We start from the raw sequence: 13,939 nt of genomic DNA on the forward strand, positions 1-13,939 counted from the left end.
CATTGCCCATCCCGCCGAAACGCCTTCTGGAGGTACCATTTCGCACAGGTGTCGTCGAGGGCCCGCAATCGTGCTGCGACGATTTTGCATCTGACCGAGCCGTCGTCTATGTAAGGACTGTTCAATCGAGGACGAACGCGTCGGACATGGCTCTTAAGCAATTGAAATGGCTGATCCTTGCAGGACTCATCCTCGTTGCGGGCGGGTTTTTCGCGCCGTGGGAAAATTTTACCCGGAACCTGCAAAAGCATCTTTTCGCGCAAATATACCAGCTCAGCGGGCTCAATATGGATGCGCAGGGGGAAGTTGCGCTCGAACTTGCGCCCCATCCGGGGCTGCGCCTGACCGACGTGACGCTGCATGACAGGTTCGATGCCATTCATGTCGACGCGCCAGCCATGCGGGCGCGGCTGCGCCTCGGCCCGCTGCTTTTCGGCAGGCTGGAATTCGATGCATTCATGTTGCGCAAACCAGATATACATATCGATGCCAGGCGGTTGATCCTTGCGCGGGCGGATCTTGCCAACGCCAGCCGGCAACTGACTGATCCGGCGGAGCGCATCGGCAAGATCTTAATCCGCTCGGGCACGGTCTCAATCTTCAAGGACTCGGCCATCCCCGATACGGTCGTCCGCGACATCACCGCCGCCGTGGATTGGCCCAAGCTCGGCGCGCCCGCTGCTTTTAGCGGCCACGCCCGCTGGCATGAGCTTACAGGCGATCTGTCCGGGTGGGTCGAAAATCCGCAAGGTCTGATGCAAGGCGCAGCGTCCAATGCGATTCTGCGGGTACACACGCCCATCGCGTGGACGACCTACGAAGGTGAGATTTCAACCGCCGTCAATGCGCAGATTTTGGGCAAAATATCCGGCAAAATCACCGACCTGCCGCGCTTGCTGGAAAATTTCCACGTAATGCTGCCCGTGCCTGACATGGTGCAGAACCTGGATTTTTCCGGAGATCTGCACGGGCTTCGGCACGAAGTTTCGCTCGTCAATGCGTCGCTTCAACTAGACAAGGTCGCCTATACGGGGTCCATGGTCCTCACCGGCGAGCGCGGCAAGCCGCATCTTTCCGCAACGTTGAGTACCGATTGGCTCGCGTTCAGCCCTGCGACCGGCAGCTCCGCATCTCCCGCCCCGCTCCAGAGCATTTCGGAGCAATCGAAAGCCTTCATCGCAAATTTGTTCCGCGACATGCGCCATGCCGACCTCGACGTCCGGCTCTTTGCAACGACCGCCCTCTTCGGACCGGTCAAGTTGCAAGACGCTGCCATTTCCGTCCTTTCAAACTCCGATCAACTGGAAATCTCGCTTGGCGAGACGCAGGGCTACGGCGGTATCGTCAAGTTCAAGTCGGTCATTCGCAGCGATGGCGATCGCGTGAGCGTCGAGGGAAGCGCCAGTGCGACAGATTTGAATTCGCAAAACCTAGCGCAAGATCTTGCCTATACTCCGTCGATCTCGGGACTGCTGTCGGGGCAAATGACCTGGCAAACGACTGGAACAAGCCTTGCCGAATGGGCGAACAACGTTGCCGGAACAGGTCAAGTCTCAATCAACCAGGGCGAAATCGGCGGCTTTGACACGGAGTTGGCGCTGCGACATTTGGCGGACAGATCGCTCGGAGAGCTCTTGGAGAGTCACGGCGGACGTACATCCTTCGAAAGTCTCGCTGCAGCATTTCAACTTTCAGGTGAAGATATTCGCTTTCAGAACGGCACACTGACCAGCCCGACCTTCGCCGGAGCATTTGCTGGGAGCGTCAATCTGGTGGATGGGCAATGTCGAATCAGCGCCCAAGCACATCCGCTTCACGCGGCACCCGCCGACCCGCAATTGTCTCTCGACATCACGGGTCCGTGGAACAGGCCTAAGATTCATCCGGATATGGTCAAATAGTAGTCCTAAGCGTCTTCGCTCAACGCATGGGCCAGGCGCGCCTCAAGGACCTCGGGCCGCAGGATGACGAGGGCCCCGCGAGTCTTTGCGATGAGCTTTTCCGTCGACAGAAGGGTGAGTTCCCGCGTCACCTGTTCGCGCCGACAGCCAATGCGCGCTGACAAGACATGATGAAACGGCGGCGGTGTGATCACGCGCTCGCCCGCGTGGCCGTGACGAGGCTGGGACAACCGCAAGAGCTCCGCATAGAGTCTGTGTTTGAGATCGAAAACCGAATGCTCGGTCAGGCGCGCATTCAACTCGCGTACGCGGCCCGTCAGCAGCCGCAAAATGCGGCCGCAGGCGGCCGGCGATGCGAACAGAATCTCCATGAAAACCGCAGCCGGCATGATACAGAGCTCGGACCGGCTCAGCGCCGTCACATTGGCCGACCGCTTGATGTGATCGATGGCCGCATATTCGCCGAAAAACTGGCCCGCCCGCAGATCGGCCAGGATGATCTCCTTGCCGGCGGCGGTGCGGATTTGCACGCGCACTTCGCCGGACAGAATGAAGAAAACGTCATCCGACTGATCCTCGAAATCAACGACGATTTCATTCTGATTGTATCGCCGCCAGGTACAACGATGCCCGTATTTATCGAGATCCAGTTCCTGGATATCCTGAAAAAACGGAATACGGGCGATACTTTGCATGATCTACCCAACTTCTTGCGAGTCTGAGCCTGTATCGGACAAGGTTTTGCCTTGTCGGTCAAGCCCGCTCGAAGACCACCCCGGCGGCAAAGGCCCGCCGATTGTGTCTTACCGCCATCTTGCCCCGTATCAGAATTCCGGCGCTTGCAGTCCCGCGATACGATGCGCCGCAACGCATGTGTTGGCCATCAGCATGGCGATCGTCATAGGCCCGACCCCGCCAGGGACAGGCGTGATCGCGCGCACATGCGGTACGGCCTCGGCATAGGCGACGTCGCCAACCAATCGGGTCTTGCCGCCTTCCGCCGCGATCCGATTGATCCCGACGTCAATGACGATCGCACCGGGTTTCAGCCAATCCCCCTTGATCATTTCGGCCCGGCCTACCGCCGCCACGACGATATCCGCGTGCCGGACCACCTGCGGCAGATCCTGCGTCCGCGAATGGGCGACCGTGACCGTGCAATTCTCGGCCAGCAGCAACTGCGCCATCGGCTTTCCGACGATATTGGACCTGCCGACGACGACCGCATTCAATCCCGCAAGGCGGGCACCCAGCGCGGCGCAGGCCTTGCGCAGCAACACCATCGAACCGGCCGGCGTACACGGCACCAACGCCCGGCCCGGCTCGCCGATGGCAATCAGGCCGACATTGATAGGGTGGAAGCCATCCACATCCTTGGCCGGCAGGATCGCTTCGAGCACGCGCGAGGCATTGATCGCTTTCGGGAGCGGCAGTTGCACCAAAATCCCGTGGATTGCCGGATCGGCATTGAGATCCGCAACGAGGGCAAGGAGCTCGGCTTCCGAGGTCGACGCCGGCAGCGTGTGCTGAACCGAGTGGAACCCGCATTCCTTGGCCGCTTTCCCTTTCGCCCGCACATAGACCTGGCTTGCCGGATCCTCGCCGACCAGGACCACCGCAAGCCCCGGCTGGATCCCCTTGGCGGTGAGCTCGGCCGCGTGACGTTTGACCTCTTCGAGCACGGCGGCGGAAGCCGCTTTGCCGTCAATCATCAATGCGCCCGAGGAAAGGGGTTTCAAAATGCCAGTCGTGTCGGTCATGAGCGCTCCGCGCAATTGGGCAGGAAGGATGCGCTCTTGTAGCGACTGGCGCCAAGTATCGCCAAGGGCAAAGCGGCAAAAAACGATGGAAAAACGACCCGCAAAAATTAGCTGCTCCACTCCCATTTCGGACGCATAGGCGAGCCGGCTCTTTCGCTTGACGCTGCATGCTATAAGAGGTTGATGCGCCATATGATGTTTTGGTTAGGCTCTCGACACATCGTCACGGCGGGATTTTAGACGAAAAGAACAGGCTATGGGCACAGCGGCAAAGACCGAAATACTGATTGCGGGCGCGGGTGCCGTCGGCCTTCTGGCCGGCCTCAGCGTGGCTCGGCTAGGGCGTCGTGCGATCATTGTCGGGCGGATCGAAACCCGGCGGCTCGCACGCACGGTCGCCTTGTTCGACGGATCCATTCGCCTGTTGCAGGCGCTGGACCTATGGCCGAGGCTCGCTCCGCACGCTGCGCCGTTGGCAAGAATGTGCATCATCGATGACACCGGATCGTTGTTTCGGACCGGGCCGGCCTTTTTCGAGGCGTCGGAAATCGGCCTCGACCAGTTCGGCTGGAATCTCGAAAATGCCGATCTGATCGGCGAATTGGTGCGGGAGGTTCAGGCCCATCCGAATCTGACTTTGATCGACGGACTCTTGGCGGACGTTTCCTTCGCAGACGATCACGTCGCGGCAACCAGCGAGGAAGGACATGCGTTCGAGGCGCAATTGCTGGTCGCCGCCGACGGCCGTCACTCGCTTGGCCGGAAAGCCGCCCAGATCGATGTTCGCGAATGGACCTATCCGCAGATCGCCCTCACCGCCCTGCTTGCACACCGGCGGCCCCACCAAAACACCTCGACCGAGTTTCACACCCGGCACGGGCCTTTTACGCTCGTGCCGCTGCCGCCGAAGGATGGACAGAACCGCTCGAGCCTCGTCTGGATGATGACGCCCGAAGAGGCCGAACGCCGGAAGGCCCTGACGGATGCCGATCTTGCCAATGAGATCGAAAGGCAGGCGCAATCCATGCTGGGCAAAATAACCTTGCTCGTGGGGCGTGGCATCTTTCCTATGCAGGGCATGACACCCGATCGGTTTGCCGACCACCGGATCCTATTGATGGGAGAGGCGGCGCATGTCTTTCCCCCAATCGGTGCCCAGGGGCTCAACCTTGGATTGAGAGATATTGCACATCTCTCCGAAATAATTGAAGAAAATATCTCCACCGATATCGGTGACGCGACTCCGACCAAAGCCTATGACGAGCGGCGCCGCAACGATGTTGCGACGCGTTCGTGGGGGATCGATCTACTCAACCGCTCCTTACTGGCCCCTTATCTGCCCGTAGATTTCATGCGCGGCGCAGGACTGGTCGGTTTGAGCCTCCTGAAGCCGTTGCGGCATTTCACCATGCGCGAGGGCGTCACACCGCAGTTCGGCGCCCCCAGAATCATGCGTGCCGCCCGCACCCGATCATAGTCTGCTATTTGCAGGCCTTTTGATTGATCACTTCCAAATGGGTCAGTTCGCCTGCAAGCGTGAAACTGCCATAATCGATGCGCAGCGCCCGTGACACTCCGTTCTCGTAAAGATCGAACGACATCGTATAGGCCGGCGTATCGGCACCCTTTTCCTGATCGAAATAACTGATCGTCACCGGCCAGCGTGGAACGTCTTTCAGGGCGTCGACCTGCCCAGCCTTTTCAGGCGCCGGAGTCATCGTCTTATGACCGATCACCGTCAAAGTGTCGTAAACCCTTTCCCCGTTGTCGGACCCGTCGAAGACCTGAGCCGAGAGCGTCGTCTCGCCGGCTCCGGCCGCCGCGAGAATGTGCAAAATATGTTCAGTGGGAAAGAGCACCGCCGCGGCAAGGCTCGCCTTGTCGGCTTTCGGGCGCTTGAGCTTCAGCGAGATCGTTCCATCCTTGCCGCGCGAGAGCGCCCCGTCGACGTTGTCGGCTTCCTGCTCATCGACCTGCGTATCGATCGTGTATTGGAAACTCTTGGCGTCGCCATCTTCGAACGTCGCCGACCGCATGTCGGTGATGCGCTGCGGACCCTCTTGCGGCTCCAGCTGGACCACTTGGCGAAATTTCGTCGCGTAGCCCTCGCAGGCCGATCCGGTAAAATCATAGGCGATGCGCCCGGTAGCGGCGCTGGGCGCGCGGTTGCCCTCGCTTTTCACCAAGGTCAGATCATATGTGGCGCGATGGGCCAGAAGCGGCATGTTTTGGGCGTGTGCGGACTGTCCGGCGATCAACAATCCCGGCAACAACAACCCTGCTGCGAGACGATGCGTTTTGATCAAGACCAGCTCCTTTTACGGCATTCGCGCCCGAATCCGTGATGGCAGGACGATAAGGCGAAAATAGGGTAATAAAGCAGATCATAAAATTCTTGCCACATTCTTTCACCCTTGCGCCCCGCCCATGCAATCGGCAATGTCGCGCGCGGTTTTGCCCTTCGGAGATTCTTAAGATGTCCCAGATCGACGCTCGCCTCAAAGAGCTTGGTATTGTCTTGCCCGTTGCCGCGGCTCCACTTGCCAATTATGTGCCGGCCGCCATCACCGGCAACTTATTGATCATTTCCGGTCAATTGTGTCTGGGCGCAGACGGCAAGCTTGCCGATCAGCACAAGGGCAAGCTCGGCGCAACCGTTTCACCGGAAGAGGGCAAGGCCGCAGCGCGCAATTGCGCCATCAATCTGCTTGCCCAGGCAAAGGCTGCGCTCGGCAACCTCGACCGTATCGCACGCTGCGTCCGCCTCGGTGGCTTCATCAACGCCACCCCTGATTTCGCGGCGCTCGCCGGGGTGATGAACGGCGCCTCCGACCTCATGGTCGAGGCGCTTGGGGACAAGGGCCGGCATGCTCGCTCCACCATTGGCGTCGCCGAACTGCCGCTCGATGCCGCCGTCGAGGTCGAGGCGATGTTCGAGATCGAAGCGTGAGTTTCCTTCGTCCCGATTGGCTGATGCGGCGGCCGATCGCGCATCGCGGTCTGCATGACAAGAGCAGAGCCATCCTGGAAAACACCAAGTCAGCCGCCGAAGCTGCAATCGTCCTGGATTTTGGCATCGAATGCGACGTGCAGCTGACCGCTGACGGCGAGGCCGTCGTATTCCACGACTTCACCCTCGATCGCCTGACGGAAGGTCGGGGCAGTGTCGACCGCTACAGTGTCCAGGAGCTGGCCGCCATTCCGCTCAAGATGGGGAAGGACCGCATTCCTACCCTGCCCCAACTCCTTGAACTGTTGGCCGGGCGTGTTCCGCTCACATGCGAGATCAAGAGCCGGTTTGACAACGACATGCGGCTCGTCGAGCGTGTCGCCGCCATCCTCGCGGACTACGACGGCCCCGTCGCGATCAAGAGCTTCGACTCCGACGTGATCGCGCATTTGCGGCGCAATCCGCAGCTTCTTCAAGCGAGGCCCCGCCCGCTCGGCATCGTCTCGCAGGCGCGATGGGATGACGAAGAATGGGACGAGATGAGCGCGGAACGGAAGCATGTGATGGAAAATTTCCTTCACTGGAACGAGACGAAACCCGATTTTCTCTCATTTTGGGTGCAGGATATCGACACGGCGGTGCCCTACCTTCTGCGCAACGCGGTCGGTTTGCCGGTGATGAGCTGGACAGTGCGAACGCCCGAGCAACGCGAAAAGGTCGCCCGATACGCCGATCAAATGGTCTTCGAAGGATTTGTTCCTTAGGATCAGGACAATCGTTGCCGCTCCAGTTCGACGCTGGTTTGCACCTGCGAGAGAAAATGAGCGGCATTCAAGCCTGGTGAAATGACGGGCAGGCAGGAAACCCGAATCTTTCCGGCGTGCTTCTCGCCCTTGCCCGAAGGCCAGAAGCGGCCCGAATTCAGCGCCACCGGCAAGACTTTCACGTCGAGCACGTGATAGAGCAATTGCACGCCGCGTTTGAAATCGACTTTGTCGTCGGCATCTGCGCGAGTGCCTTGAGGAAAAATTACGACTGAGCGGCCTTGCGCGAGAGCCTTCCGGCTCGCCTCGGCCATTTTGCGAATCGCCGCGGCGCCCGCATCGCGATCGATCAAAATCATCGGCGCGCGCTTGAGGTACCAGCCGAATACCGGGATCTTGCCCAGTTCTTCCTTGGCGACCAAAGTCACATTCGGAAACAGCACGTTGAAGGCGATCGTTTCCCAAGTCGATTGATGATTGCAAACGATGAGGCAAGGCTCAGCCGGAATATTCTCACGGCCCTCGACCTCATAGGAAATATCAACGATCCAATGCAGCAGCGCGAGCACCATCCGCGCCCAGTTCCGCGCCATCATACGCACTGCGCGCGACGGGCTGCCGAACAGGGCAAGAAATGGAATCGGCACCGCCCACAGAGCCGTCACCGACGCAAAGCAAATATTGAACAGTAGCGACCGTAAGCGCCCGACCGCGGCGTGGGTTTCCAGATTTGCGCCTTCGAGCAGGGCCATGATCATCTCCTTGGCGCAACAGATTAGGGTTAGGATCGGCGAAGGTGAAGGATTTTTGCGGCATATTTGCGGGCGGCCACCTATTCGCACCGCACAATGCACCCTAAATTAGCCGCATGAGCCCTACCGGTCTTTCCCTGAAAATCGTCACCTCTTTACGCGAAATTTCCGCCGCCGATTGGGACGCTTGCGCCAATCCACTGTGCCAGACGGAGAGATGCACCCTCCCCGGGACCTCGGTGGGCGAGCGCTACAATCCCTTTATTTCGTACGATTTCCTCTATTCGCTCGAAACGTCGAAATCGGTTGGAGGCCGGTCCGGCTGGACGCCGGCGCATATCATCGTAGAGGACGGAACCGGAGCGCTCGTGGGCGCCTGTCCGACCTATCTCAAATCGCATTCCTATGGTGAATATGTTTTCGATCACGGGTTTGCCGAAGCCTATGAGCGGGTGGGTGGCAGCTATTATCCCAAGCTGCTGGTCGCCGTTCCCTTCACACCGGTCACCGGCCGGCGGCTGCTGGTCCGCCCGCATCCTGAGTCGGCTCGCATCGAAGCGGCGCTGATCTCCGGGCTACACGCACTGCAGGCGAAAACCAAGGCCTCGTCCATCCACGTCACCTTTCTCGAACAGCGCGAATGGCAAGCGCTGACAGCCCATGATTTCCTGCCGCGCACGGGCCAACAGTTTCATTTCAACAATGACGGCTACGTGAGTTTTGACGATTTCCTTGCACGCCTGTCCTCGCGTAAGCGCAAGATGATCCGTAAGGAACGCAAGGAGGCGCTGCAGGCCGGCATCACGGTCCATTGGCTGACCGCGGCCGATATTCGCAAGGAGCACTGGGATGCGTTCTTCGCGTTCTACATGGATACGGGCTCGCGCAAATGGGGCAGCCCATATCTGACGCGCGCCTTTTTTACCGATGTCGGTGCCCGCATGGCCGACCGCATCCTGCTCGTCATGGCCAAGCGCGATGGCCGCTGGATCGCCGGCGCCATCAATTTCATCGGCGACGATGCTCTCTATGGCCGCAACTGGGGCACGATCGAGGATCACCCCTTCTTGCATTTCGAGGTCTGCTATTATCAGGCAATCGATTTTGCGATTTCACGCAAATTGCAGCGGGTCGAAGCGGGTGCGCAGGGCGAACATAAATTGGCGCGCGGCTACATGCCCGTCACGACCTATTCGGTCCATGATTTCGCGCATCCGGGCCTCAAGCGCGCGGTGGCGGATTATTTGCTGCACGAGCGGACGCAGGTCGCGCAAAACATTGAAATCTACGCGGAACATGCGCCGTTCAAGATCTTGCAGAATGAACCCCAGCAAGACGGGAATGACTAAAGTTTAATTTGAATTTCATGGGGTTCGCAGTCATTTTTCTTCAAAATTCTGGCGCTGCGCCGTGCCTTGAGGAGAGAAATAATGACAAAAGTGTTTCGAGCGCTGTTCGCAGCCGTCCCCATCGTCGCGATTTGCGCGGGATTTGCCTTCGCACAGATGGGACCGGCGCCCGTGGGCTTTGGCCACGGAAATGCGATGCTTGGCCGTCTATGCAATCCCACCACCCCGCCCTTCCCCGCTGACAAAGTCGCGGCGCGGCTGACCGAAATGCTGAAACTGACCGACGCGCAGAAGCCGGCGCTCAAGGATCTCGAGGATTCGGTCGCAAAGGCCATCGAAGACACGAAGAGCCTGTGCCTGGAAAAACCCGACATGACGTCGCTGCCGGGCCGCGCAGCCTTTGCCGCTAAGCGCATGACCGTCATGGCGGCTGCGATCAACAGCGTGCAGCCGAAGCTCGAGGCCTTTTACAATACCCTGGACGACAAGCAGAAGGCCGCGTTCAACGAGATGCATGGGCCCGGCATGATGCGCCGCTGGGGTCACCATCATGAGCAACAGGGCGACGACGAGGACGAACCGGCGCAGCCTTGACCTTTTGCCGGGCGCTTGCGACACCTTGGGAAGGCATTTTTCCCGAGGTTTCCATGTCGATAGCCTATGCTCCCGATAATATTTTCGCCAAAATCCTGCGCGGCGAGCTGCCCTGTCACAAAATCTACGAGGACGATACGGCCCTCGCGTTCCTCGACATCATGCCGCGGGCCGATGGCCATACGCTGGTCATCTCCAAAGCCCCGGCGCGCAATCTTCTCGATATTGCTCCTGCCGATTTATCGGCGATGATGCCTGCGGTGCAGAAAGTCGCACGCGCTGTCAAAGAGGGCATGCAGGCTGAAGGCCTGCTGGTCGATCAATTCAACGAAAGCGTCAGCGGGCAGACCATCTTCCATCTGCATTTTCACATCTTGCCCCGTTGGAGCGGCGTCGAGTTGCGGCCCCACGCCGGCATTATGGCGAAGCCCGAGATTCTGGCCGCTCACGCGGAGAAGATTAAGGCGGCTCTCGCCCAAAGCTAACCGCCTAGGGCCTGTCGCCTTGCAATATGGCCTTAGATCGCTTTGATTGCCCGTGCGACTTCGATTAGGATCGATCTTCGATAGGGAGATCGCCATGGGGAGGAGCAATCTCAGCTACGTTCATGGCGCCAGCAATGTGCCGCTGCTGAGCGACTGCATTGGTGCGTGTTTGGAGCGGGTCGCGCAGGCGACGCCAAATCGCGCGGCGCTTATCTCACCGCGGCAGAATATCCACTGGACCTACGAACAGCTGCAGCAGGAGAGCGAGCGCTTTGCCGCCGGTTTGTTGACGCTGGGCTTACGCAAAGGCGATCGGATCGGCATCTGGTCCCCAAATTGCGCCGAATGGGTCGTCGCGCAATTTGCCGCGGCCAAGGCCGGGCTCATCCTGGTGACCATCAATCCCGCCTATCGCCTGCACGAACTCGAATATGCGCTGAACAAGGTCGGTTGCACCGCGCTGATCCTGGCACCGAGCTTCAAGACCAGCAATTACATCGGCATGATGCAGGATCTCGCCTCGGAACTTGCCCATTTCGCGCCCGGCGCATTGCGCGCGCATCGGTTGCCGCATTTGCGGCTTGTGATCCGGCTCGGCAACGAAAACACCCCCGGCATGTTCAACTTCGATGCCGTCGGCGCGATGGCCGACGCGGCTGCGAGACAGGTACTGCGTGAGATCGAAGCAAGCCTGCAGTTCGACGATCCGATCAACATCCAATTCACCAGCGGAACGACCGGACAACCCAAAGGTGCGACGCTCACCCATCACAATATTCTCAACAATGGCTTTTTCGTCGGCGAGGCGATCAGGCTGACGCCGGACGACGTTTTGTGCATCCCCGTGCCGTTTTATCATTGCTTCGGCATGGTCATGGGCACGCTCGGCGCGGTCAGTCATGGCGCGTGTCTCGTGATCCCATCGGAGAGCTTCGACCCCGAGCAGGTGCTTAAGGCCATTGCGGCAGAACGTTGCACCGTCCTCTACGGCGTGCCGACCATGTTCATCGCCATTTTGAACCACCCCGATTTCGCCCGATACGACATCAGCTCGCTGCGCACCGGCATTATGGCGGGCTCGCCCTGCCCCATCGAGGTGATGCGGCAAGTCATTGACCGCCTCCACATGCCCGAGGTCACGATCGCTTACGGCATGACGGAAACGAGTCCGGTGAGCTTCCAGAGTTCGGTCGACGACAGTCTCGAGCGCCGCGTCTCGACAGTCGGACGCATTCATCCGCATGTCGAGGTGAAGATCGTCGATGCCGATGGCCATATCGTCACCACCGGCGCCCAGGGCGAGTTGCTGACGCGCGGCTATTCCGTGATGCGCGGCTATTGGGCCGACGAAGCCATGACGGCGGAGGCCATCGACGCAGGCCGCTGGATGCATACGGGCGATCTCGCCGTGATGGACGCGGAAGGCTATTGCAACATCGTCGGCCGGATCAAAGACATGGTCATCCGCGGCGGCGAGAATATCTATCCGCGCGAAGTCGAGGAATTCCTCTATCGCCATTCCAAGATACGCGACGTGCAGGTCTTCGGCATTCCCGATGCCAAATTCGGCGAACAATTATGCGCTTGGATCATACCGTCCGATGCGACGCTGACGCAGGAAGATGTCGTCGCCTTCTGCACGGGCGAAATCGCGCATTACAAAATTCCGAAAATCATCCGCTTCGTCGACGCGTTCCCGATGACTGTCACGGGCAAAATTCAGAAATTCGTCATGCGGCAGAAAATGATCGAGGAACTGGCGCTCGACGAGCGAAAAACCGCGTGAAGCGGATATGGCGAGAGATCCTGAACGCCTACGTGGTTTCCCAGTTCGGAAACCAGGAAGCCACGGCAAGACTACGCCGGAGACAGGCGCGTAAACTTATACGCGCGTCGGATAATTCGGGCTTTCGCGCGTGATGGCGACGTCGTGGACATGGCTCTCGCGCAAGCCCGCCGATGAGATACGCACGAATTGTGCGCGCGCTTGAAATTCGGCGATGGTACTTGCGCCGACATAACCCATGGCCGCCCGCAGGCCGCCGGCAAGCTGATGCAGCACAGCGCCCACCGGCCCCTTATAAGGCACCTGGCCTTCGATGCCTTCCGGCACCAGCTTCATCTGATCCTTGATGTCCTGCTGAAAATAGCGGTCGGCCGAACCGCGCGCCATCGCGCCGACCGAGCCCATGCCGCGATAGGACTTGAACGAACGGCCCTGGTATAGGAACACGTCGCCCGGGCTCTCGTCCGTGCCGGCCAGGAGGCTGCCGATCATCACGCAGCCGGCGCCCGCGGCAATCGCCTTGGCGAGATCGCCCGAGAATTTGATGCCGCCGTCGGCGATGACCGGCGTATCGCTTTTCGCCGCCGCTTCGGCTGCATCCATGATCGCGGTCAATTGCGGCACGCCGACGCCAGCGACAATGCGCGTCGTGCAGATCGAGCCAGGCCCGATGCCAATCTTCAGTGCGTCGGCGCCGGCGTCGATCAGCGCCTTCGCGGCTTCCGCCGTGGCGATATTGCCGGCGATCACCGAGGCCTTGTTGGAAATCCGCTTCACCCGGCCGACCTGGTCGATCACCGATTGCGAATGGCCGTGCGCGGTATCGATGACGATGCAGTCGACGCCCGCATCGAGCAGCATCTGCGCACGGTCGAAACCCTTGTCGCCGACCGTCGTCGCGGCGGCCACCCGCAAACGCCCTGCTTCGTCCTTGCAGGCGTTGGGATACAAGGTCGCCTTTTCGATGTCTTTGACTGTCATGAGGCCGACGCAGCGGCCGTCGTCGTCGACGACCAACAGTTTCTCGATGCGATGGGTGTGCAACAGCCGCTTCGCTTCGTCCTGGCCGACACCTTCGCGTACTGTCACCAGTTTCTTGGTCATCAATTCGGAGATCGGCTGATCGGACTTGTCGGCAAAGCGCACGTCGCGATTGGTGACAATACCGATCAATTTGCCCGGCTTGCCCTGTCCGTCGCGCTCAACGACGGGAACGCCGGAAATATTGTGGCGGCTCATAAGAGCCAAGGCATTCGCCAAGGTTTCGTCCGGGAACATGGTGATCGGATTGACCACCATGCCGCTCTCGTACCGTTTGACCTTACGCACTTCCTCGGCCTGCTCGTCCGGCTCCAGATTGCGATGGATCACGCCGATACCGCCGGCCTGCGCCATGGCGATGGCGAGCCGCGCCTCGGTGACCGTGTCCATTGCGGACGATAAAATCGGCAGATTGAGCATAATGTCGCGGGTGAGCCGCGCTCTGATATCGACACCGCTGGGCATCACCTCGGAGTGGCCGGGCTTGAGCAGCACGTCGTCAAAAGTAAGAGCTTCGACAAAACGCGGACGGACGAACGATTCCATAACCAACTCCG

Annotated in this window: 13 protein-coding genes; 8 read left to right on the forward strand and 5 right to left on the reverse strand. The window is 59.8% G+C overall.

The genetic code is table 11. From position 1 onward, the window contains the following. Positions 1-146 precede the first annotated feature (146 nt). The gene (locus V9T28_RS10225; RefSeq protein ID WP_158554687.1) at positions 147-1,901 is read left to right on the forward strand and encodes an AsmA family protein; all 1,755 of its coding nucleotides are present in this window, start codon (positions 147-149) and stop codon (positions 1,899-1,901) included. 5 nt (positions 1,902-1,906) lie between these two features. Here V9T28_RS10225 and V9T28_RS10230 read toward each other — a convergent pair whose 3' ends face one another. Beyond that, positions 1,907-2,596 carry a Crp/Fnr family transcriptional regulator gene (locus V9T28_RS10230; protein ID WP_116398862.1) on the reverse strand — a complete coding sequence of 230 codons (690 nt, stop codon included), beginning with the start codon at positions 2,594-2,596 and terminating at the stop codon, positions 1,907-1,909. 129 nt (positions 2,597-2,725) lie between these two features. Beyond that, positions 2,726-3,661: a bifunctional 5,10-methylenetetrahydrofolate dehydrogenase/5,10-methenyltetrahydrofolate cyclohydrolase gene (locus V9T28_RS10235; protein WP_116399800.1), complete on the reverse strand. Its 936-nt coding sequence runs from the start codon at positions 3,659-3,661 to the stop codon at positions 2,726-2,728. A gap of 256 nt (positions 3,662-3,917) precedes the next feature. On the opposite strand from V9T28_RS10235, the gene V9T28_RS10240 reads away from it, so the two are divergent. After that, positions 3,918-5,138: a UbiH/UbiF family hydroxylase gene (locus V9T28_RS10240; protein ID WP_116398863.1), complete on the forward strand. Its 1,221-nt coding sequence runs from the start codon at positions 3,918-3,920 to the stop codon at positions 5,136-5,138. 4 nt (positions 5,139-5,142) lie between these two features. Here the strand turns inward: V9T28_RS10240 and V9T28_RS10245 are convergent, their stop codons facing one another. Continuing rightward, the gene (locus V9T28_RS10245; RefSeq protein WP_245423854.1) at positions 5,143-5,967 is read right to left on the reverse strand and encodes a cell envelope integrity EipB family protein; all 825 of its coding nucleotides are present in this window, start codon (positions 5,965-5,967) and stop codon (positions 5,143-5,145) included. 170 nt (positions 5,968-6,137) lie between these two features. Between V9T28_RS10245 and V9T28_RS10250 the strand changes: the two genes are divergently transcribed. After that, complete coding sequence (locus tag V9T28_RS10250; RefSeq protein ID WP_116398864.1) at positions 6,138-6,611, forward strand: RidA family protein; 474 nt, start codon at positions 6,138-6,140, stop codon at positions 6,609-6,611. 23 nt (positions 6,612-6,634) lie between these two features. Next, positions 6,635-7,375: a glycerophosphodiester phosphodiesterase family protein gene (locus V9T28_RS10255; protein WP_116399802.1), complete on the forward strand. Its 741-nt coding sequence runs from the start codon at positions 6,635-6,637 to the stop codon at positions 7,373-7,375. Positions 7,376-7,377: 2 nt separating this feature from the next. Here the strand turns inward: V9T28_RS10255 and V9T28_RS10260 are convergent, their stop codons facing one another. Then, positions 7,378-8,127, reverse strand: a complete 750-nt coding sequence (locus tag V9T28_RS10260; protein WP_116398865.1) for a lysophospholipid acyltransferase family protein — start codon at positions 8,125-8,127, stop codon at positions 7,378-7,380. Positions 8,128-8,243: 116 nt separating this feature from the next. Between V9T28_RS10260 and V9T28_RS10265 the strand changes: the two genes are divergently transcribed. From V9T28_RS10265 to V9T28_RS10280, 4 genes are all read left to right on the forward strand, one after another. Next, complete coding sequence (locus V9T28_RS10265) at positions 8,244-9,476, forward strand: GNAT family N-acetyltransferase (RefSeq protein WP_116398866.1); 1,233 nt, start codon at positions 8,244-8,246, stop codon at positions 9,474-9,476. Positions 9,477-9,557: 81 nt separating this feature from the next. Then, on the forward strand, positions 9,558-10,070 hold the full coding sequence (locus V9T28_RS10270) for a Spy/CpxP family protein refolding chaperone (protein WP_116398867.1): 513 nt from the start codon (positions 9,558-9,560) through the stop codon (positions 10,068-10,070). Between the two features lie 53 nt (positions 10,071-10,123). Beyond that, a complete protein-coding gene (locus tag V9T28_RS10275; RefSeq protein ID WP_116399803.1) occupies positions 10,124-10,555 on the forward strand; it encodes an HIT family protein in 432 nt (143 codons plus the stop codon). Positions 10,556-10,649: 94 nt separating this feature from the next. Beyond that, positions 10,650-12,341, forward strand: coding sequence for an AMP-binding protein (locus V9T28_RS10280; RefSeq protein ID WP_116398868.1), 1,692 nt, complete (start codon positions 10,650-10,652; stop codon positions 12,339-12,341). Between the two features lie 96 nt (positions 12,342-12,437). On the opposite strand, the gene guaB is transcribed toward V9T28_RS10280, so the two are convergent. Then, entirely contained in the window at positions 12,438-13,928 is a 1,491-nt protein-coding gene (guaB, locus tag V9T28_RS10285) for an IMP dehydrogenase (protein WP_116398869.1), read from the reverse strand. Positions 13,929-13,939 lie beyond the last annotated feature (11 nt).

The organism is Methylovirgula sp. 4M-Z18 (assembly GCF_037890675.1).
In the GTDB taxonomy this organism is placed as follows: Bacteria; Pseudomonadota; Alphaproteobacteria; order Rhizobiales; family Beijerinckiaceae; genus 4M-Z18.

Excerpts from the sequence above, each read along its gene's own strand:
- V9T28_RS10275 (WP_116399803.1), top strand. The coding sequence starts at position 10,124 with ATGTCGATAGCCTATGCTCCCGATAATATTTTCGCCAAAATCCTGCGC.
- V9T28_RS10280 (WP_116398868.1), top strand. The coding sequence starts at position 10,650 with ATGGGGAGGAGCAATCTCAGCTACGTTCATGGCGCCAGCAATGTGCCG.
- V9T28_RS10265 (WP_116398866.1), top strand. The coding sequence starts at position 8,244 with ATGAGCCCTACCGGTCTTTCCCTGAAAATCGTCACCTCTTTACGCGAA.
- V9T28_RS10260 (WP_116398865.1), bottom strand. The coding sequence starts at position 8,127 with ATGGCCCTGCTCGAAGGCGCAAATCTGGAAACCCACGCCGCGGTCGGG.
- V9T28_RS10255 (WP_116399802.1), top strand. The coding sequence starts at position 6,635 with ATGCGGCGGCCGATCGCGCATCGCGGTCTGCATGACAAGAGCAGAGCC.
- V9T28_RS10240 (WP_116398863.1), top strand. The coding sequence starts at position 3,918 with ATGGGCACAGCGGCAAAGACCGAAATACTGATTGCGGGCGCGGGTGCC.
- guaB (WP_116398869.1), bottom strand. The coding sequence starts at position 13,928 with ATGGAATCGTTCGTCCGTCCGCGTTTTGTCGAAGCTCTTACTTTTGAC.
- V9T28_RS10225 (WP_158554687.1), top strand. The coding sequence starts at position 147 with ATGGCTCTTAAGCAATTGAAATGGCTGATCCTTGCAGGACTCATCCTC.
- V9T28_RS10250 (WP_116398864.1), top strand. The coding sequence starts at position 6,138 with ATGTCCCAGATCGACGCTCGCCTCAAAGAGCTTGGTATTGTCTTGCCC.
- V9T28_RS10270 (WP_116398867.1), top strand. The coding sequence starts at position 9,558 with ATGACAAAAGTGTTTCGAGCGCTGTTCGCAGCCGTCCCCATCGTCGCG.
- V9T28_RS10230 (WP_116398862.1), bottom strand. The coding sequence starts at position 2,596 with ATGCAAAGTATCGCCCGTATTCCGTTTTTTCAGGATATCCAGGAACTG.
- V9T28_RS10235 (WP_116399800.1), bottom strand. The coding sequence starts at position 3,661 with ATGACCGACACGACTGGCATTTTGAAACCCCTTTCCTCGGGCGCATTG.